Genomic DNA, 18,566 nt, shown 5'->3' with positions numbered 1-18,566 from the left:
CAGCCTATTCGCTGTCCCAGTTTCGCGAAACGGGCTCGCCGTTCGCGCGCAGCGCGTCCATGTAGACCTTCAGAACCTTGTGTGCCGGCTTGCCCTGGGCCTCGGTTTCGTCGGCCCATTCCTTGGCGATGTTGGGCAGGGATTTCGCCCACTCTTCACGCTGTTGTTGTGAGTACTCGATGATCGTGCCGCCGTTCTGTTTGAATGTCTCGAGTGCCGCGCTGCTGGCGTTCACAACGTAATCGGCGAGCTTTTGCCCATATTCCTGCGAGGTCGTGCGCAGCACATCCTGCACCGATTCGGGCAGGCCGTCCCAGAACTGCTTGTTGGCGGTGAGGGCGAACGAGGTCGTGGCGCCCTGGTCGGCCTTGATGAGGTAGGGCGCCACTTCATAAAGCTTGAAGCCTGCCGTTGCTTCGGCCCAAACCGAGGCGCATTCGGCGACGCCGGTCTGCAACTGATTATAGTAGTCGCCCAGATTGCTGCTGATGCCGATGGCGCCGACGCCCTGGAAATAACGCAGGTTGATGCCGGCGCCGACAACCTTGACGCCCTCGAAATCGGCGACCGTCTCCTTGGCGGACTTGCAGACGGCCTGGTAGTTGTCGACCGTTCCCGAACTGCCGAGATAGACCTGGTTGAGTGCGTCGAACTCCTGCGCCATCTCGGGGATGTCCTGGGCGAGCTGGGAGATCGTCTTCGTCACGAGATGAAGATCGCCGGTCGAAAACGGTGTCACGAAGGAGACGTTGAACAGGGGCAGCTTGTCGACATGAAACGGCGGCACGACGATGCCCATGTCACCGATACCGGTGCCCACGGCTTCCAGCTCGCCGCGCGGCTTGACGATGGTGCCGGAAAATCCCTTGTTCCAGTTGATCTTGTATTCGTTCTTCTCAGCCAGCTTGCTGTCGACCGTGGGGATGAAAAATTCCTCGAACACCCGGACCCAGGACGCGGTCGGCGGGTAGCCCGAGACCACGGTGACGTTGACTGCTTCTTGAGCATAGGCAGCCGAGGCGCCGGCGAGGCTGGTGGCCACCATAGCCAGTTTGACGAGACTGCGTGTCGGTGTCTTCATTGTTACCTCCCTTTGTTACTCTATGGCGCACCGCGCGTCGTATCGGCAACTCACTCCCGCTCGGACGCCGTTCCCTGTCATTCGCATGACAGGGCCTCCTATTCCTCATGGTAACGAATATTGAACCAATATTCTAGAAAATTCCTCAGCCACTCACATCAATTAGTCATCGGCTCGCGGATTCTTGCCGCTAAGGTCGCGAAGCCCGCTCGGTTTCGCGCTGCAGGTTGGGATTGATCTCGCAGGCCTCGTCCCAGCTCAGCACCTGAAGCGAGCGGGCGAACTTGCCGACCCCGTCGACCTCGGCGCAGAACAGGCCGAGCTCGATGATCTCCTCGTCGTCGAAGTGACGGCGCAAACGGGCAAACACCGCGTCGTCGTCGATGGCGCCGTCGCTTTGTTTGAACAGGTCCGCGTACCAAAGCGCGGTCTTCTCGCGCTCGGTGATGCCGGTCGCGGTTTCGTAGTCGAACGTCTCCCACAAGAGCTGCTCGGTCAGCCCTTCCTCGCGGGCCAGGTTGGACCGCACTGTCGAGCAATAGCCGCATCGATGCGCGACCGACATCCGGATGCGGCACAGCTCTTTCAGTCTGTGCGGCAGGACACCCTCGTACAAAAGGGCGTTCCAGTAGCGTGCCCATGCCCGGCCGCTCCGTTTGCTGCGGACGAAGATGCTCATAATCCGCGGATCGGGGGCTCCCTTGCGTTCCGCGTCCGCGACCAGGTCGCGGGCTTCCGGATCGGATTGATCGTCGGCGATGGGGTCGATTCTGGGCATGGCGTCCTCCCTGACAGGCCTGTGGTCGATCAGCAGTCAATCCATCCGTCGGGCGTCTTGAGGCGGTGAACGACCTTCATGCGCTCGGAGATGACCGCCTCGACAAAGCAACCTTGCTTGGCGGCGTTGATCAGTTCGATAATCCTGTTTTGACCCGCGTCGCTCGCGATCTGGATATCGAGGCGGATGCCCACCGGCTGCGCGCGGTACGGCTTGCCGGGCTCGGTCAGGCCCTTCCACTGGAACTCCGCGTCCACCTCGAGCGTGTCGAGCGCGATCCTGAAGCGTTTCGCGAAGGCGCGGATCTGCGTCATCAGACAGGTGACGAACCCGCCGACGAAATAGGTCAATGGCGGCGGCGCCGACCCGTCGCCGCCGTGAAACGGGCCTTCGTCGGAGGCTATCTCGTGACTTTCGACAAACGGCTCGACGATGTCGACCCTGGCCTCGTTGCGCATTTTTCCCACCGCCTTGCCGTTGCAGCGGATGACGACGTCGAATGTGTTGGAGGAAGCGGACATGGCTGTGTGTTTCTCCGGTGTGACGGTCATCGGGCAAGGCCGAGCCAGTTGGCGATGTTGTTGCGCTGCACGGCGGACGATCCTCCGATGATCGGCATCAGCAGGACGTCGCGCACATAACGTTCGAGATCGAAATCCCTGACGTAGCCGTAGGCGCCCAGAATGGTCTGCGCGTCGAGCACGACCTTTCTGGCCGTCTCGGTGACGAAGAGCTTGGTCATCGAGGTCTCGACCCGGTCGGGCCGGTCGGCATCGGCGCGATGGGCGGCGTGATAGGTGACCAGCCGTGCCGCGTGAAGCTGCGTTCGCATGTCGGCCAGCTGGTGGCGCAGAGACTGAAACGTGCTGATGGTCCTGCCGAACTGGGTCCGCTGCTGGCTGTAGTCCCAGGCGTCGTCGCAAGCCGCTTCGGCGATGCCGAGCGCGATTGCGGCAACCTCAAGCTTTTCGACGTCGAGGCCGGCGGAAGTGAGCATGCTCCAGCCACGGTTGATGCCGCTTGCCTCGCCGACGATCATCTCGACCGGAACCTTGACGTCGATGAAAGTCACGTCGGTCGTGCGAGCGCCTTTCATGCCCATCGAATCGATCGGTCGTATCTCGACGCCGGGCAGCTTCGGCGAAATCAGCACGACCGACAGGTTCTCGTAGCGCGCCGCCTGATCGCCGGTTCGAACGAGCGCGTAGATATAGTCGCAGATCTCCGCTCCCGAGCAGAACCGTTTGGCGCCGTTGATCACGATATGGTCGCCGGCGATCGTGCCTTTGGTCTTGACGCTGGCCAGATCGGCTCCGGTATCGGCCTCGGTCCAGCCATAGGCAAAAAGCATCTTGCCCGCCGCGACCAGCGGAAGAAGCTCCGCCTTCTGGCGGGGCGATCCGCATTCAAGCACGTTCATTCCGGCATAACATGCGGCCATGATATAGGGGACCGATACCGCGAGGCTTCGTTTCGACAGTTCCTCGATGGTCACCAGGGTCGCGAGAATGTCACGGCCGCTGCCGCCATATTCCTCGGGAATGGTACTGCCCATGACGCCAAGGGCGCTGAGCTTGTCGAATACGTCTCGGGGAAAGGTGTTTTCCTTGTCCCAGCGCGCGGCTTCCTCGCGCGGCATGTGTTCGTCGACGAATCTGCGCAGACTGCTTCGCAACTGATCGATATGCGACGGGAGTTTGATATTCACCATCTCGACCTTTTTCGCAGCGGGTGTTGCAACGTCAAACCAGAAACCCCGGACGGCAAGCGGAAGATGCGTGCCAATCCGGTGGCGGGCTACGATAAGCTTGTCGACAAACGCACTTTCAGTCAATAAAATTATGAATCAAAATTCGGAACCGCGAAAATGACTGACAGCGCGCTTGCGGGTACAAGGAGGAAGCATGTCTGGAACTGGCAAATGGACCCCGCGCCTGCATGCGCTTCCCGTCGAGGACTGGAAGGCCGACGGGTCTTGGCAGGGGATGACGATCGCCGATCGCCTCGATTCCTTGTGCGAACGCACGCCGGACATGGCGCTCACGGTCGACGGCGACCGGATCTTGACAGCCAACGAGATGCGTCGCCGCGCTCTCGGGCTTCGTGCCGGGCTCGTCGGGATGGGGCTTGGCGTCGACGATGTGGTGAGCTTCCAGCTTCCGAACTGGCACGAGGCCGCGTTGATTGACCTCGCCTGTTCTTATGGCGGCTTCGTATGCAACCCGATCGTGCCGATCTACCGCGAGGCGGAAGTCGGCCATATCATCGCGGATGCCGGATCCCGTGTTTTCGTGATCCCAGAGACGTTTCGCGGCTATGACTATTCCGCGATGGCCAGGCGGATTTCGGACCGATCCAACCAGCGTTTCGAAACGCTGGTTGTCCGCGCCGGGCCGGACACTCCGCAGAAGCGGTTCGAGGACATGATCAGGCCGGATGAGGGCGAAACCGTCGCGCCCATCCGCGCGGATGGCGCGCGCGCCGACGCGATCAAGCTGTTGATGTACACCTCCGGCACGACCGGGCGCGCCAAGGGCGTCCTGCACAGTCACAACACGATCGGCGCGGAGATCAGCAACTTCATCGATTATCTTGGCATTTCCGGCAAGGACGTGGTCCTGATGCCGTCACCGCTCGGTCATGTCACCGGGTATCTCTATGGCGTCCAGCTTCCGGTCACGGCGGGATGCAAGGTTGTTTTGATGGATAGCTGGGACGTTGCTGCGGCGGCGGACCTGATCGACCAGCACGGCGTGACCTTTACCATCGGCGCGACGCCCTTCCTCCAGGAATTGTCGGCGTTCGCCGCTGGGAGTGGGCGTTCCCTGCCGAGCCTGCGCTATTTCGCCAGCGGGGGCGCCCCGGTTCCGCCGGAGGTGGTGCATCGCGCCAATGCCGCCTTCGAGAACTGTTCGGTCTTCCGCCTTTATGGCAGTACCGAGGCGCCCACGGTGACGCTCGGCGTGCCGGAACGGGAGCGGGCGAACCTGGCTGCGTCGACCGAGGGGTTCGTCGTCGGACACGATATGCGGCTGGTCGACCTCGACGGCAGCGAGGTCGCGCCGGGCGAGGAAGGGGAGATCGTGACGAGAGGTCCCGAAGTGTGCCTCGGCTATTCCGATCCGTCCCAGAATGCCGACGTCTTCGACGCGGACGGCTTTTTCCACACCGGTGATCTCGGGCGTCTGACGCCGGAGGGTTGCCTGGTGATTACCGGGCGCAAGAAGGACCTGATCATCCGTGGCGGAGAGAATCTCGGGCCGAAGGAGATCGAAGATGAGATATACAAGATCGCGGCAGTAAAGGACGCGGCGGTGGTGGCAATGCCGCATGCAAGGCTTGGCGAAACCGCGTGCGCGTTTGTCGTTCTGCACGACGGCAATGTGCTGGATTTACCGTCTCTGGTCGCATTTCTGGAGGAATCCGGGTTGGCGCGCCAAAAATTCCCTGAGAGATTGGAGGTCGTTCCTGATCTGCCGTATACGGCTGCGGGGAAAGTGCGCAAGGATTTGCTCCGTAAACGAGCGGCAGAATTTGCGCCGATTGGCAGGGCCCGTGATGAAGACAGCACCGAAGAAAAAATCACGCGCTGACCTGCGGCGCGAGCGACGCGAAGCGCTGATAAGCGCGGGGTTGCACATCGTATCGCGAAGCGGCTACGCGAATGCGTCGGTGTCGCGGGTGACCGACGAGGCTGGCCTGTCGCAGGGGACGCTATACTCCTATTTCGACAACCATCAGGCCTTTCTCGACGAGTTGTTGGAAGTCGAGGGATATCGTTTTTTCCGATTCCTGGACCGTCACACGGTGCGAAGCGACAGCTTCTTCGAAACCGAGCGCTCGTCCTTTATGGCCTATTCCCGCTACGTAAAGCGCCATCGCTATTTTCCGCGTGTACTGACGGACGCCGAGAGCGCGGCGCCGACGAGTTACGCCAATCATATGGACAGGGTCGAGGCGCGCTATCTCAAGGCGCTCATGCGCGGCGAGGCGGCCGGCGAATTGCGCCCCCAATCGGAAGCGGCGCTGCGCGTGATCGCCGAGGTGCTCGCCGGTTCCTACGGCCATATGAGCATCGGCGCGCAGGTGCGCCCCTACGGCAAGGTGGGCCGCGACGCCGTCTTTCCAGACTGGGTGGCGGACACCTATATCCGCTTCATCAGGTCCGGTCTCGGCGAGACGGTGTCGGCGTTGCCGGTGCCGACAGTGGCGCGCGGAGTCGATAGCCCGGCACATACCACACGCGAGGTCCTGCTTGAGGCGGCGGCGCGGGTTGTGTGGCGCACTGGCTTCGATGGCGCGACGATCAAGGCGATCGTCGACGAGGCGGGCCTGGCCGTCGGCACGTTCTACAGCCATTTCGAGAGCCAGCAGGAGATATTCGACGAGCTGCTCGCCTATATCCGCGTCAAGATGCTCGCCCATGTCCGCTCCTTCATCGACGGGAAGGCGCGGTTTGTCGATCGCGAATATGCCGGCTTTGTCGGGTTCTTCGACTATCTGCGCGATCACCCCTGGTACATACGCATCGAATCGGCGGCGGCCGTCTACGCCACCGACACGTACCGCAAGCATTTTCTCGACCTGACCGATTCCTATGTCCGGACGCTGAATCGGGCGAAGCAGAACGGCGAACTCGGTCAGTTCGAGGAGCATGAGCTGCCCGTCCTGGCGCATATGTTCATGGCCACGAGACACTATATTGCCGCCCGCTATCTTCCGCCGACGTCGGAAAATCGCACGCTGCCCGGCCATGTGTTCGACACCTATCGGCAATTCATCGAGAGTGGCCTCGCGGTTTCACGCACCGCAAGCGATCCGGTCGAGGCCGTTTCCTCCTTCCGGTCCGTACCGCTTTCCTGACCGCCCGCCATGCCGCGCCGGTTTGATCGGGAAACCTGAAATCGAGCCGAATATTGGTTCAAAATTATATTGACAGGAAAGCCCGCCTTGCCCATCATCGGGTCGAAGTTGCCGATGGAGGTTCGGATGGAAAACGTGGAATTCAAAAGCCAGGGCGAAACATTGAAGGGCGTGCTGACGCGCCCTGCGAAAGCGTCCGGCGATGTGCCGCTGGTCGTGATGGCCGGGGGGTGGTGCTACACCAAGGAAGTGGTGATGCCGCACTATGCCAAATACTTCAACGATATCGGCTGCGCGACGCTGCACTTCGACTATCGTAATTTCGGGGAAAGTACGGGCGAGCGGCGCCAGCATCTTGATCCGTGGGAGCAGATTGAGGACTACCTGAACGCGTTCTCCTTTGCCGAAACCCTGGACGGGATCGATATTGCGCGTTCGGGATATTGGGGGATTTCCTATGCCGGCGGGCATGCCATCATCCTGGCCGCCATCGATCCACGCGCGGCCTTCTCGATCTCGACGGTGCCGGTGGTCGACGGGTTCCAGACGATGCGCCGCTGCCATGGCGAGCCTCGCTTCGCCGCACTCAACAAGCTGATCGCCGAAGACCGCAAGAAGCGCTTCCGAGGCGAGGCCGGCGACACGATGGCGATGTCGCCGAAATCCGATCCGTCTCAAGAAATGAGCGCCTGGCCGTTCCCGCACGTCTATGCGGGTTTCATGGGCATCAAGGCGAATGAGGCGCCGCTGCACGAGCACTGGAATACGGTGGAATCGGTCGAGCTTTTGTTGCGCTATGTGGTCAAACCCTACGCTCAGCGGATCATCGAAACGCCGACGATGGTGGCTCTGGCCAAGGCCGACAACATCACCTCGGCCGATCTCGAAATCGAGACCTTCAACGCGATCCCCTGCACCGACAAGGAACTGGCCGTCGTACGGGGGGTCGACCATATGAGCCTTTACACCAATTACGAGCATCTCGGTAAGATCGCCAAGGTGCAGGCCGATTGGCTCGAGAAAACGCTGAAGCGTATCTGATGCGCGGCGCGGGCGGTTCGTCGCCACGTTCCGCCCGCGCGCCCTTTGAAACGGTACCGCCCCATGATTCCCAACGATCCGGCAACGCGACCGATCGACTTCCTGCGCGGCATGCTCATCATCCGCAAGGCGGAGGAGCGGCTGGCGCGCGATTTCAAATCCGGCTCATTGCCGGGGCCGGTCCATCTTTACATCGGCCAGGAGGCCGTGGCGGTGGGGGTGTGCTCCCAGCTCGGCGCGCGCGACTGGATCACGAGCACACATCGCGGCCATGGGCATTTTCTCGCCAAGGGCGGTGATCCCGCGGCGATGTTCGCCGAAGTCTACGGACGCCGGAGCGGCATATGCGGAGGGTTTGGCGGCTCGATGCATGTCGCGGATGTTTCGAAGGGAATTCTCGGCGCAAACGGTATCGTGGGCGGCGGCATCGGGCTGGCCACGGGGGCCGCGCTCGCGGCCCAGCTCGACGGCTCCGGCCAGGTCGGTGTCTGCTTCTTCGGTGACGGCGCTGCGGCGCAGGGCGTGCTCGGCGAGGCACTCAACCTCGCCGCCCTGTGGAAACTACCTCTCATCCTGATCTGCGAAAATAACGGATTTTCCGAGTTTTCCCCCACCGGGCGTGTCATTGCCGGTGCGATCTTCGAGCGCGCCCAGCCGTTCGGTGTGCCGGCGCGCCGGGTTGACGGCAACGATGTCGAGGCTGTCGCGGCGGCTACGGCCGATGCCGTGACACGCGCCCGCGAAGGCGGCGGCGCGACGCTAATCGAGGCTATCACCTACCGGCTTCACGGCCACGTCGAAGGCGAAAGCGCGTTCTTGAAAACACAATACCGAACCGGTGACGAGATCGAGCACTGGCGACGGGATGATCCGATCGGCCGGTTCGCGGCGCTGCTGGAGGCGCGCGGCGAGCTCGATCCCGAGGGGTTCGAGTTGTTGGAGCAAGAGGTAAAAAAGATCATCGAGGCGGCGGCGGACAGCGCCGGCAACGATCCCTATCCCGATGTCGACAGTCTCGATGCGCATTTGTTGGGGGCGGCATGACGCGCAAGCGCATGATCCACGCCATCAACGACGCGCTCGCCGAAGAGATGGAGCGCGACGAGCGGGTGATCCTGATCGGCGAGGATGTCGGTGCCTCGATTTTCGGCGACACGCGCGGGTTGCTCGACCGATTCGGACCCGCGCGGGTGCGCGACACGCCGATATCCGAGGCCTTGCTCGGCGGCATGGCCGTCGGGGCGGCGGCGGCGGGATACCGTGTCGTATGTCATTTGATGTACGCCAATTTCGTCTATACCGCGTTCGACGCGATCGCCAACCAGGCCGCCCGGCTGCGGCTGATGACCAACGGCCAGATACGCCTGCCGGTGACCTTTATCGCGTCAGGCGGCGGCGGGCGCTCGAATGCCGGCCAGCATTCGGACTATCCGCACACCACCGTTGCCGGGCTCGGCGGCATTTATGTGGCCACGCCAGCGACGGCGAGCGACGCCAAGGGACTGCTGAAAACCGCTATCCGCACCGACGATCCGGTGTTCTTCCTGCAGCCGACCAGCCGCGGCGGCGAGATGGGTGAGGTTCCCGACGGCGACCATACGGTCCCGCTCGGCAAGGCGCGGATCGTGCGCGAGGGCGGCTCCGTGACCATCGTGGCGATCGGCGCCATGCTGCGGGCGGCCAACAAGGCGGCCGAGGCGCTTTCGGAAGAGGGGATCGACGTCGAGATCGTCGATCCGCGCACCTGTTTTCCGCTCGACGAAAACCTGATCCTGGACTCGGTCCGCAAGACCGGCCGGCTGGTCGTGGTCGACGAGGCGCGGCGGGCGGGCAGCATGGCCGGGCCGATCGCGGCTTTGGTGGCGGAAAAGGTGTTCGACAGCCTGAAGGCGCCGATCGTTCCCGTGACCACGCGCGATCTGGCGATCGCTTATGCGCCGCCGCTCGAGCAAGCCATGATTCCCGGCCCGACGGATATCATTGAGGCAGTGCGCCGCATCAGTAAGGAAAGCGTGACATGAAGGCCGTGCTGAAGCTGCCCAAGCTGTCGATGAACATGGAAGAGGCGACCCTGACGGAGTGGCATAAAACCGTGGGCGATTCTTTTCGCCTCGGCGACATGCTCTATTCGGTAGAAACCGAGAAGGTGGTCACAGAAGTGGAGGCGCCCTGCGATGGGGTGTTGTTGTCGATCATCGCTGCGGCCGGCAGCGAGTTGGAGGTCGGCGCGCCGGTGTGTCGCATCGAACAAAACTGACGCGACCGTCCGACGGCGGCGTGGAGCACAACAGGGGGACGGTATGGACTGGACAGACCGGTATGAAACGATCGCCTTCCAGCGCAAGGGCAGGATACTCACCGCGACGCTCAATCTGCCCGATGCGCTCAACGCGGTGAACGCGAAACTTCATTCCGAGTTGTCGCGCGTTTTCGTCGACCTCAATGACGATCCGGATTCCGACGTCGTCGTGTTGACCGGTGCCGGCAGGGCGTTCTGCGCGGGCGGCGATATCGGCTGGATGCAGGACGCGATCGACGACCCGTCGCTGTTCGAGACCACCGCCTACGAGGCCAAGCGCATCATCTTTTCGCAGCTCGATCTCGAAAAGCCGCTGATTTGCAGGATGAACGGTCATGCGATCGGTCTTGGCGCGACGATCGCGCTTGGATGCGATGTCGTGATCGCCGACGAGCGGGCCAAGATCGGCGATCCGCATGTGTCGGTGGGGCTTGTGGCCGGCGACGGCGGGGCCGTGCTGTGGCCGCAGCTCATCGGCTTTCTGCGCGCCAAGGAATATCTGCTTACCGGAGACTTGATTCCCGCACCGGAGGCGGCCCGCATGGGCCTGATCAATCGCGCCGTCGCGTCGGACCGTCTCGACGCGGATGTCGAGGCACTGGCGCAGCGTTTGGTGTCGGGCGCCCGCAAGGCAATCCGCTGGACCAAGGTGGTTTCGAACCTCGCGTTGAAGCAGGTCGCCCACGGCCTGATGGATCCGAGCATCGCCTACGAATCGCTCTCCAATATGTCGCAGGATCATCGCGAGGCAGTGGCGGCGTTTCGCGAAAAGCGTCCGCCGAAATTCACCGGCTTGTAATTCTCGCCGATCCCGTTCGGGCGCGCACGCCGTTCCCGCAGGGTGGGCGCGTCGGCCTTTGCCATTTTTTTGTGCGGCGATCGAGCAGGCTGTGCGCCCGCCGCCGCCCAAACCGCAACGCGCCGGATCGTCGTTCCGGGTCTGATAACGCTTGAATAAACTAAAAAACTGGTTATATAGTTTATTGCAACCGACCGGGCACACCGGGAGATGGCGGATGGCCATGGCTGCGCGCGGGCGGTTTATCGGTATCATGACGCAGCGAGGCAGGGCATGTGTTTTGCGCGACAAACCAAGAGACGGATATGACGACATGACGGAAGCTTTGTTGCGGATCGGACATCGGGGAACGGGGCTTTTCCGCGAGGTGTGGCGCGGCGGCGGCGTTTGGCTCGTCACCGCCCTGATCCTGGCCCTGCTCGCCGTCCTGGCGCCGGCCCAGGCGCGGCTCAGCCTGGGGTTCGTGATTGGCTCGCTGATCGGGACGGCGCCTTATCTCGTGCTTTCGATCGCGGTTGCGGCCTATGCGACGGCGAGCGGGGCCGACAATTTGATCGCCCGTGTCTTTGCCGGATCGCCGCTGGTCATGATCGCGGTCGCCGCTGCCTTTGGCGGCCTGTCGCCGTTCTGCTCGTGCGGGGTCATCCCGCTGATCGCGGCGCTTCTGACCATGGGGGTTCCGCTGTCCGGCGTGATGGCGTTCTGGCTCGCCTCGCCGGTGATCGACCCGTCAATGTTCGTCCTGACATCCGGGCTGCTCGGGTTCGAATTCGCGCTCGCCAAGACGTTGGCGGCGGTGGGGCTCGGCCTGTTCGGCGGCTACGCGACCCATGCGTTGATGCGGATCGGGTTTCTTGGCGAGCCGCTGCGACCGGGCGTGGGCAATGGCGGCTGCGGCGCATCTGCAATCCGTACGCCAAGCGCGGTCGCCTGGGCGTTCTGGTCCGAGCCCGAGCGGCGGGCCCGCTTTGCGCGCGCAGCCGGCTCGGCGACGCTGTTTCTTGTCAAATGGCTCAGCCTCGCCTTCCTGCTGGAAAGCCTGATGCTGGCCTATGTTCCGCAGGAGTGGATCGCCCTGGCGCTCGGCGGTTCTGGGCTCGTGCCGATCGTCACCGCGACGCTGGTCGGCGTTCCGGCCTATCTCAACGGCTATGCGGCGCTGCCGCTCGTGTCCGGCCTGATCGAGCAGGGCATGGCGCCGGGGGCCGGGCTTGCCTTTCTCGTGGCCGGCGGCGTGACGTCGCTGCCCGCGGCGATCGCGGTCTTCGCCCTCGTGCGTCGCCCGGTGTTTGCCCTCTATATCGTCCTGGCTCTGGCCGGATCGCTGGCGAGCGGATTTCTCTACCAGGCATGGCTATGACGGCTCGATAGCTCCGGGGTCGTAGCGTGGCCCGGGGAGCAAAGACCGGCTTCGCCGCCGCCCGGCCGCCCGACCTGTCGACCGGTCAAGCCGGCTGCGGACGCGGCCCAGGCAATTTCCTCGCCGACACGCCGGAGCCGTTTGGTGCCGGCCTACTCCTTGACCAAGATCGTCTCGAACGTGCCGTTCGCGTCGATACAAGCCTCGGCAACCGGCTTTGAAAACATATCTTGCTTGCGGCAGAGCCGTGCGACGAAGGCACCGGATATCTCGGGATCGCCGCCGAGCGTCAGGGCGTCGAGGGTCATCTCGACCGAGCCGCCCTCGTCGCCGGCAACATAAAACGGCGCGCCCATGCCTTCGGGCCACCAGGACAGGTTCAGATCGGAAACCGGCGCGTCCGGGCCGGCTCCCATCACGGAGAATTCCAGGACCAGGACGTTCGTCATCCGGCTCTTGCCGCCCACGGCGTGTGCCTGAACGGAGACGCGGCTGAGCGGGCCGAAATCACGCAGCGTCGCCGTCGCCGAGCCCTCGCTGGGAACGCGCAGCGTTTCGCCCTGATAGGCTTGAGCGTCGATGACCGCGGTGACGGTCCCCAGCGGGGTGGTTTCCATCGCGATGGACTTTCCCGCGGACAGGACCACGGCGGTTGTCAGCGTCAGTGCGGCGATGCGGCGAACGGAACTGTGCATGATCCAGGTTTCCTCGTGCGGTGGCGATGGGGACGTAGCGGCGCAGGGCGCGGGAGACATCAGGGGAAGGACCAGCCGTCATGATCGATACGGAAAATCCGTACAGGCGCTCCCGCCTGATCGGGATCGGCCCGCAGGCTGAAGGTCGCGCGTTGCGGCCGGCCGAAATTGACGCAGTCGACATGGACGGTGATCATGCCGCGAAACATTGGCCTGTCGGCGTCCCGACGCGGCTCCTCGCAACGACCGTCAAAATCCTGCGCGCCATAGATCGGATCGGCGCCGGCCTGGCCCGACACGAACGCCCTGGCGACCTCCAGATGGAAATAGCGTTTTGCACCCTGAAGACGGTAGAGCCCGGTGTTGCCGCCCGAATTCTCGATCGAGCGCATCTCGTAAAGGGTTCTGACCAGTTCCTCCGCCGCGACGATGAGATCGTCGCCCAGTTCGTGCCCGACGTCGCCGCCGGCAGGCCCGCCATGATCGGGGTCGAGATAGGCGGCGTTGACCCAGCCGGTCCTGGCCAGGTCCGCGCTGCGCATCAGGCACCAGCGTGGCGGCAGGGCGGAAAATTCGGCCCGCGACATCGCGGCGCGAGGGGCGGGTGTGTAATAGGGTACGCAGGTGACCTGCCGCATGCCGCGCTCGTCAGGGGAAAACCGCGTTAAGACCGGATAGGCCGTTCCCGGCCCCATGCGGGCATTAAGCATGTCGCGCGCGGCGACGCCGGTCACCCGCCAGGCGTCGGGGCCATGGCCGTCGATCTCCGCGCGCGCCGGCATGGAACCGGCGGCGAGCGCAGCCGCGATCACCCATCCCATCAGGAGTTTCCTGCCGCCGTCGCGTCCCTGTCTCATTTCTTCATCCTCCGCCATGCGCGATTTAGCCCGGGCGTGATCGTAGCCGCAGTACAGATTGCCGTCGCGAGCGATCCGCTAGCGGCGCGTCAAAGGGCAATATCAAACACGCACCCTCGGCGTGAATGGGCCAAATGCCCCACCGCTGACTGTGTGAGATGAAAGCAAGTGCCGTGGGGCTGAGACAAAGAGGTGCATAGGCGCGCGTCAGCCGGATTGCGGCGCACCGGCGCGCGACGCGGCGCCCGTTTCCTGGCGATGGAGTTGCGCCAGTTCGATCTTGCTGGCGATCTCGAGCTTTGCGTAGAGATTGAAGATGTGGTTGCGGACCGTCGACGGGGCGATGCCGAGTGTGCCGGCTATTTCGCGATAGGTCAGGCCGTGGACGTAATGTCGAGCGATCTCGCGCTCCCGGGCGGACAGACGGGCCAGCGGTCCGAGACGGCGCACACGCAGCAAAAAGTGTTCGCCGAGCTTTTCCGCGGTCGCGGCGATCGTCCGGCCCTGCCAGGGCAACCCGCGCGGCAGGGCGGCGCGCAGCGCGGACGGCAGCCTGTCCGGCCGGTCGCACTCGCCGCCCAGCAATTCGGCAAACGCCCCGTGCGAGGCCAGCACCCAGCCGTCGCGATCGATCAGGCCGACGGCCTCGTCGCGGTCGGCGTGACGGTAGAGCGTCGTTTGCCGGTTGATGCGCAGTGCCGCCGATAGATGCGGCATCAGCGCGTGTTTGAGCCCGCGCGCGGTATCGGAAAAGATCGCGGTTTCGGTGTCGGCGCAGAGCCCGACGAAGCTGACATACCCGTCCTGCGGTTCGGCCGCGATGGTGGCCATCATCTGCCGGGCGCCAAAACGCTTCCAGTGCTCGTTGTAGGCGGGGGTGCCGCGATAGTTCTCGACGTCGTCGAAACGCGCGGTCTGCCCGAGCCGGTTCAGCGTGATGTCGCAAAAGGCATCCGTGTCGGCCACCGCCGACCAGTCATCGAGCACGCGCGGCGTTTGACCGAGCGCGGTCAGGTCGCTCACCCGTCTGTCGTCGGCTCGGCCGCCGCCCCAGAGCGCGAAGTCGAACGCGATCAGCCCGCCCAGCCGCCGCAGGGTTTGGCGGCGAAATTCGTCCGGGGACGATTCGGCGGCGTGGGCGTAAAGGCCGAGAAGAAATTCCGAAATATGCTCAGCTTTTTCCCGCATCGGCCGCTTGGTCTTTATCCCGGTGCCGCTTCAACACCACACATCGATCGTCGTCGCTTCGAGACCGCCGCGTCCTGTAAACGGACGCGACACGCCGATGGCAGCACAATCGGCGGCACTGTCAAGCCCGCGCTTGCGGTTTGCGTCGCTGTGGCGGCCGCCGTGTCGGGGCCGGTCTCAGACCCAGGCGTTGACGTGCCAGGGCAGGAACTCGTGCTCGCCGTAGCCGAGCAGCTCGCTTTTTGTCGGCGCGCCGGAGGCGGTGCGCACCATTGCCTCGAAGATCGCCTGGCCGGCTTCCTCCAGCGAGGCCTCGCCGTCGAGCACGGTGCCGCAATTGACATCCATGTCGTCCTGCATGCGCCGATACATGGCGCTGTTGGTCGCGATCTTGAGCGAGGGGGACGGCCGGCAGCCGAAACAGGAGCCGCGCCCGGTGGTGAAGCAGATCAGATTGGCGCCGCCGGCGATCTGGCCGGTGACCGAGATCGGGTCGTAGCCGGGCGAATCCATGAACACCAGGCCGCGCTTGTGCACGGCTTCGGCATAGGGGTAGACCTCCATCAGCGTTGTCGAACCGCCCTTGGACAGGGCACCCAGGGATTTTTCCAGGATTGTCGTCAAGCCGCCGGCGCGGTTGCCGGGGGAGGGGTTGTTGTCGAAACCCTTGGGCTCGTGCGCGGTGTAGTCCTTCCACCAGTCGAGCAGTTCGATCAGCCGGCGGCCGACATCCTCGCTCGCGACCCGCTGCAGGAGCAGGTTCTCCGCGCCGTAGATCTCCGGCGTTTCGGACAGGATCGCGGTTCCGCCGTAACCGATCAGGATGTCGGCGGCGACACCGAGCGCCGGGTTGGCGCTGATGCCGGAAAAACTGTCGGAGCCGCCGCATTGCAGGCCGACACAGAGCTCCGAAACCGGAAAGGGCTCGCGGCCCTGGTTGCCGGCCTCGGCCATGATCTCGCGCACGATCGCGGCGCCAGCATCGGCCGTCGCGCGGGTGCCGCCGACTTCCTGGATGGTGAGACTGCGCACGGCGCCGCCGAGCTCAAGCCCTTCCTGTTCGCACAAAAGCTCGATCAGATTGTCCTCGCAGCCGAGGCCGACGATCAGCACGCCGGCGAAATTGGGATGGCGGGCATACCCGGCGAGCACCCGGCGCAGCATGTCCATCGAGGGGCTGCCGTCGGAGACGCTGCAGCCGCTGCCGTGGCTCAGCGCCACCACGCCGTCGATGTGGGGATGGTCGTTGCGCCAGGCCGGGTCGGCAAAGCGATTGGCGATCAGATGGGCGACCCCGGCAGCGCAGTTCACCGTCGTCAGGACGCCGATATAGTTGCGCGTGCCGACCCGGCCATCGTCGCGGCGATAGCCGAGAAAGGTCGGCGGCTCCCGGTTGGTCAAAGCCGGCGGCGGCGTCACGGTGATGGTGTGGCCGGCGAGCGAACCCGGATAGTCGAGATTGTGCATGTGGACATGCTCGCCCACCGCGATCAGCCTGGCGGCGATGCCGATCGGCTGGCCGAGGCGCAGAACCTGCTCGCCCGCCCCGACCGGACGCAGCGCCACCTTGTGCCCGGCCGGCACCGGGTCGCGAACCGTGGCGTCTGAAAAGGGCGACATCGCCTCGCCGGGTTCCAGTGCCGTCAGCGCGACGGCGACGTGGTCGTTCGGTGATAGCCGCAGCAAACGGTCGGGCATCTCTCGCTCCTCAAAATGTCGACATTATGCATTTTGAGCACATTTAGACGCCGCCGTCGAGGGGCGATGCGCATACGGCGCGCGGGCGTCCGCCGTCGGTCCCTGCATCGGCGCGCAAAGTCCCGCGGGCGCGGGCCTAGCTCACGCCGCGCGAGGAGCGCGCCGCAGCCAGGATGTGGCTGCGCAGCATTGCCGTGGCCAGTTCCGTGTCACGATCACGGCAGGCTTGCAGGATCGCCTGATGTTCCTCATGCGCCTTTTCGCGGCCGTCGGTCAGGGTCACCTGAACGCGCAGATAGCGGTCGATCGTCTGGTGGATGCGTTCGAGCTTGCCAAGCGTCGTCGGTCGCTGGGCGGGCTGGTAGAGCTGCAAGTGAAGCTGCCAGTTCAGCTTGCTCCATTGCGACATATCGGCGTTTTTCATCTCAGAGATGGTCTTTTCGGCCGCTTCGAAGTCCGATTCGGTGCTGGCGGGGATCGCCAGGGCGAGAAGATGCGGCTCGATCAGCAGCCTGAGCTCGAAGAGTTCGGTGATCTCCTCGGCGAGAATCGGCGCGACCTTGGCGCCCTTTTGCGAGGTGAGCGTAACCAGCCCCTCGGCCTCGAGCTGGCGCAGCGCCTCACGCACCGGGCTCCGGCTGATGCCGAGTTCGGCGGCGATCTCTTCCTGCCGCAGCCGCATGCCGCTTTCGTACTCGCCGGCAACGATGCGGCGCCTGAGCTCGACGCAGACCTGGTCGGCAACCGTGTTCTTTTCGATCAGGGGCTTGTTCATGGAATGGGAATCCATCTGGCGACAAATATTGCTATGCGTTTCGTTTCCCTCTTGCAAGGTCGAATGAAGAATGTATACATTCGGCAAATAGCCGGTGGCGACCGGTCTGCAGAATGAGAGGGACGACCAATGATCAACTGGACCGGAGTGTTCCCAGCCGTAACGACGAAACTCAAGGCGGATGGGAGCCTGGATCTCGACGCCACGCGCAGAAGCGTCGACCGGCTGGTGGTCAATGGGGTTTCGGCGGTGATCATGCTGCCGATGCTGGGTGAAAACGCGTCGCTGCGCGCCGATGAACGGGAAGCCGTCATCGAGGCGGCGCGCGACGTCGTGGCGGGCCGCGTGCCGGTCCTGACTGGTCTGGCCGATCTTTCCGAGGACGCCGCGGCGGCGGCTGCGCGCGACTATCGCCGCATGGGCGTCGACGGGCTGATGGTGTTTCCCAGCCTCGCCTATCGCACCGACCCGCGCGAGACGGTCGCATGGTATCGCGCCGTCGGCGCGGCGAGCGATCTGCCGATCATGATCTACAACAATCCGCTCGCCTACCGGGTTGATGTCGGGCCCGACGAGCTGGAAGCGCTCGCCGACGTCGACACAATCATGTGCGTCAAGGAAGAGTGCGGCGACCCGCGCCGCATCACCGACATCTACAATCGGGTCGGGGATCGCTACGCGGTTTTCTGCGGCATCGACGATCTGATCGTGGAGAGCGTCGCCGTCGGTGCCGTGGGCTGGGTATCGGGCATGACCAATGTGTGGCCGGCCGAGTGCGTCGCCCTGTTCGAGATGTGCAAGGCCGACCGCTATGCCGAGGCGCGTGCGCTCTATCGGCTGCTGATGCCGGCCTTCCATCTGGATACCAGCGTCAAGCTCGTCCAGTACATCAAATTCGCCGAGCACCTCGTCTATGGGGCGCCCGAACATGTCCGTCGCCCGCGCCTCGATCTCGTGGGTGAGGAGCGGGCCGAGGTCGAGGCTGTAGTCACGGCGACGATCGACGCGCTGAAGCAGCGGGCCGCGAAGGCAGCCTGAAGCGATCGGTCTTTGACTGGAAACGGTTGGACGACTGGTTCCCCGTTTCGTCAGGGGACGCGTCGCGTGACGAAGAGGAATGATAAGGGCGCGT

18 protein-coding genes are annotated in these 18,566 nt (G+C 64.0%); 9 read left to right on the top strand and 9 right to left on the bottom strand.

Annotated features, from left to right (window positions below):
* Positions 1–4 precede the first annotated feature (4 nt).
* The 4 genes from GN330_RS01925 to GN330_RS01910 form a co-directional block, all read right to left on the bottom strand.
* The gene (locus tag GN330_RS01925; protein ID WP_156710890.1) at positions 5–1,081 is read right to left on the bottom strand and encodes a C4-dicarboxylate TRAP transporter substrate-binding protein; all 1,077 of its coding nucleotides are present in this window, start codon (positions 1,079–1,081) and stop codon (positions 5–7) included.
* A 190-nt stretch (positions 1,082–1,271) separates the two neighbouring features.
* The gene (locus GN330_RS01920; protein ID WP_156710888.1) at positions 1,272–1,859 is read right to left on the bottom strand and encodes a carboxymuconolactone decarboxylase family protein; all 588 of its coding nucleotides are present in this window, start codon (positions 1,857–1,859) and stop codon (positions 1,272–1,274) included.
* Positions 1,860–1,888: 29 nt separating this feature from the next.
* The gene (locus tag GN330_RS01915; RefSeq protein ID WP_197434991.1) at positions 1,889–2,380 is read right to left on the bottom strand and encodes an OsmC family protein; all 492 of its coding nucleotides are present in this window, start codon (positions 2,378–2,380) and stop codon (positions 1,889–1,891) included.
* A 26-nt stretch (positions 2,381–2,406) separates the two neighbouring features.
* Entirely contained in the window at positions 2,407–3,570 is a 1,164-nt protein-coding gene (locus GN330_RS01910) for an acyl-CoA dehydrogenase family protein (RefSeq protein ID WP_156710885.1), read from the bottom strand.
* Between the two features lie 193 nt (positions 3,571–3,763).
* Between GN330_RS01910 and GN330_RS01905 the strand changes: the two genes are divergently transcribed.
* From GN330_RS01905 to GN330_RS01870, 8 genes are all read left to right on the top strand, one after another.
* A complete protein-coding gene (locus tag GN330_RS01905) occupies positions 3,764–5,452 on the top strand; it encodes an AMP-binding protein (protein ID WP_156710884.1) in 1,689 nt (562 codons plus the stop codon).
* Entirely contained in the window at positions 5,418–6,722 is a 1,305-nt protein-coding gene (locus tag GN330_RS01900; protein ID WP_197434990.1) for a TetR/AcrR family transcriptional regulator, read from the top strand. Before GN330_RS01905 ends, GN330_RS01900 begins: the two co-directional genes overlap by 35 nt.
* A gap of 126 nt (positions 6,723–6,848) precedes the next feature.
* Positions 6,849–7,763, top strand: a complete 915-nt coding sequence (locus tag GN330_RS01895; protein WP_197434989.1) for an alpha/beta hydrolase — start codon at positions 6,849–6,851, stop codon at positions 7,761–7,763.
* Positions 7,764–7,826: 63 nt separating this feature from the next.
* Positions 7,827–8,807 (top strand): thiamine pyrophosphate-dependent dehydrogenase E1 component subunit alpha, encoded by a 981-nt coding sequence (locus GN330_RS01890; RefSeq protein WP_156710881.1) that lies wholly within the window; start codon positions 7,827–7,829, stop codon positions 8,805–8,807.
* Positions 8,804–9,784, top strand: coding sequence for an alpha-ketoacid dehydrogenase subunit beta (locus GN330_RS01885; protein ID WP_156710880.1), 981 nt, complete (start codon positions 8,804–8,806; stop codon positions 9,782–9,784). The genes GN330_RS01890 and GN330_RS01885 overlap by 4 nt, the downstream gene beginning before the upstream one ends.
* On the top strand, positions 9,781–10,020 hold the full coding sequence (locus tag GN330_RS01880; protein WP_156710879.1) for a lipoyl domain-containing protein: 240 nt from the start codon (positions 9,781–9,783) through the stop codon (positions 10,018–10,020). The genes GN330_RS01885 and GN330_RS01880 overlap by 4 nt, the downstream gene beginning before the upstream one ends.
* A 43-nt stretch (positions 10,021–10,063) precedes the next feature.
* Complete coding sequence (locus GN330_RS01875) at positions 10,064–10,861, top strand: enoyl-CoA hydratase/isomerase family protein (RefSeq protein WP_156710878.1); 798 nt, start codon at positions 10,064–10,066, stop codon at positions 10,859–10,861.
* Positions 10,862–11,174: 313 nt separating this feature from the next.
* The gene (locus tag GN330_RS01870; protein ID WP_156710877.1) at positions 11,175–12,221 is read left to right on the top strand and encodes a permease; all 1,047 of its coding nucleotides are present in this window, start codon (positions 11,175–11,177) and stop codon (positions 12,219–12,221) included.
* Between the two features lie 152 nt (positions 12,222–12,373).
* Here GN330_RS01870 and GN330_RS01865 read toward each other — a convergent pair whose 3' ends face one another.
* The 5 genes from GN330_RS01865 to GN330_RS01845 form a co-directional block, all read right to left on the bottom strand.
* Entirely contained in the window at positions 12,374–12,916 is a 543-nt protein-coding gene (locus GN330_RS01865; RefSeq protein WP_156710876.1) for a hypothetical protein, read from the bottom strand.
* A gap of 59 nt (positions 12,917–12,975) precedes the next feature.
* Positions 12,976–13,773: an SH3 domain-containing protein gene (locus GN330_RS01860; RefSeq protein WP_156710875.1), complete on the bottom strand. Its 798-nt coding sequence runs from the start codon at positions 13,771–13,773 to the stop codon at positions 12,976–12,978.
* Between the two features lie 207 nt (positions 13,774–13,980).
* Positions 13,981–14,961: a helix-turn-helix transcriptional regulator gene (locus GN330_RS01855; protein ID WP_156710874.1), complete on the bottom strand. Its 981-nt coding sequence runs from the start codon at positions 14,959–14,961 to the stop codon at positions 13,981–13,983.
* 177 nt (positions 14,962–15,138) lie between these two features.
* Positions 15,139–16,659: a UxaA family hydrolase gene (locus GN330_RS01850; RefSeq protein WP_156710873.1), complete on the bottom strand. Its 1,521-nt coding sequence runs from the start codon at positions 16,657–16,659 to the stop codon at positions 15,139–15,141.
* Positions 16,660–16,795: 136 nt separating this feature from the next.
* On the bottom strand, positions 16,796–17,434 hold the full coding sequence (locus tag GN330_RS01845; protein ID WP_197434988.1) for a GntR family transcriptional regulator: 639 nt from the start codon (positions 17,432–17,434) through the stop codon (positions 16,796–16,798).
* 129 nt (positions 17,435–17,563) lie between these two features.
* Here GN330_RS01845 and GN330_RS01840 point away from each other — a divergent pair, with 129 nt between their 5' ends.
* Positions 17,564–18,472 carry a dihydrodipicolinate synthase family protein gene (locus GN330_RS01840; protein ID WP_156710871.1) on the top strand — a complete coding sequence of 303 codons (909 nt, stop codon included), beginning with the start codon at positions 17,564–17,566 and terminating at the stop codon, positions 18,470–18,472.
* Positions 18,473–18,566 lie beyond the last annotated feature (94 nt).

Source organism: Nitratireductor arenosus (genome assembly GCF_009742725.1).
In the GTDB taxonomy this organism is placed as follows: Bacteria; Pseudomonadota; Alphaproteobacteria; order Rhizobiales; family Rhizobiaceae; genus Mangrovimarina; species Mangrovimarina arenosa.
This window is presented reverse-complemented; position numbering and strand designations above follow the sequence as displayed.

Excerpts from the sequence above, each read along its gene's own strand:
- GN330_RS01905 (WP_156710884.1), top strand. The coding sequence starts at position 3,764 with ATGTCTGGAACTGGCAAATGGACCCCGCGCCTGCATGCGCTTCCCGTC.
- GN330_RS01850 (WP_156710873.1), bottom strand. The coding sequence starts at position 16,659 with ATGCCCGACCGTTTGCTGCGGCTATCACCGAACGACCACGTCGCCGTC.
- GN330_RS01875 (WP_156710878.1), top strand. The coding sequence starts at position 10,064 with ATGGACTGGACAGACCGGTATGAAACGATCGCCTTCCAGCGCAAGGGC.
- GN330_RS01925 (WP_156710890.1), bottom strand. The coding sequence starts at position 1,081 with ATGAAGACACCGACACGCAGTCTCGTCAAACTGGCTATGGTGGCCACC.
- GN330_RS01885 (WP_156710880.1), top strand. The coding sequence starts at position 8,804 with ATGACGCGCAAGCGCATGATCCACGCCATCAACGACGCGCTCGCCGAA.
- GN330_RS01880 (WP_156710879.1), top strand. The coding sequence starts at position 9,781 with ATGAAGGCCGTGCTGAAGCTGCCCAAGCTGTCGATGAACATGGAAGAG.
- GN330_RS01845 (WP_197434988.1), bottom strand. The coding sequence starts at position 17,434 with ATGAACAAGCCCCTGATCGAAAAGAACACGGTTGCCGACCAGGTCTGC.
- GN330_RS01870 (WP_156710877.1), top strand. The coding sequence starts at position 11,175 with ATGACGGAAGCTTTGTTGCGGATCGGACATCGGGGAACGGGGCTTTTC.
- GN330_RS01895 (WP_197434989.1), top strand. The coding sequence starts at position 6,849 with ATGGAAAACGTGGAATTCAAAAGCCAGGGCGAAACATTGAAGGGCGTG.
- GN330_RS01890 (WP_156710881.1), top strand. The coding sequence starts at position 7,827 with ATGATTCCCAACGATCCGGCAACGCGACCGATCGACTTCCTGCGCGGC.
- GN330_RS01860 (WP_156710875.1), bottom strand. The coding sequence starts at position 13,773 with ATGAGACAGGGACGCGACGGCGGCAGGAAACTCCTGATGGGATGGGTG.
- GN330_RS01865 (WP_156710876.1), bottom strand. The coding sequence starts at position 12,916 with ATGCACAGTTCCGTTCGCCGCATCGCCGCACTGACGCTGACAACCGCC.
- GN330_RS01900 (WP_197434990.1), top strand. The coding sequence starts at position 5,418 with ATGAAGACAGCACCGAAGAAAAAATCACGCGCTGACCTGCGGCGCGAG.
- GN330_RS01915 (WP_197434991.1), bottom strand. The coding sequence starts at position 2,380 with ATGTCCGCTTCCTCCAACACATTCGACGTCGTCATCCGCTGCAACGGC.
- GN330_RS01910 (WP_156710885.1), bottom strand. The coding sequence starts at position 3,570 with ATGGTGAATATCAAACTCCCGTCGCATATCGATCAGTTGCGAAGCAGT.
- GN330_RS01920 (WP_156710888.1), bottom strand. The coding sequence starts at position 1,859 with ATGCCCAGAATCGACCCCATCGCCGACGATCAATCCGATCCGGAAGCC.
- GN330_RS01840 (WP_156710871.1), top strand. The coding sequence starts at position 17,564 with ATGATCAACTGGACCGGAGTGTTCCCAGCCGTAACGACGAAACTCAAG.
- GN330_RS01855 (WP_156710874.1), bottom strand. The coding sequence starts at position 14,961 with ATGCGGGAAAAAGCTGAGCATATTTCGGAATTTCTTCTCGGCCTTTAC.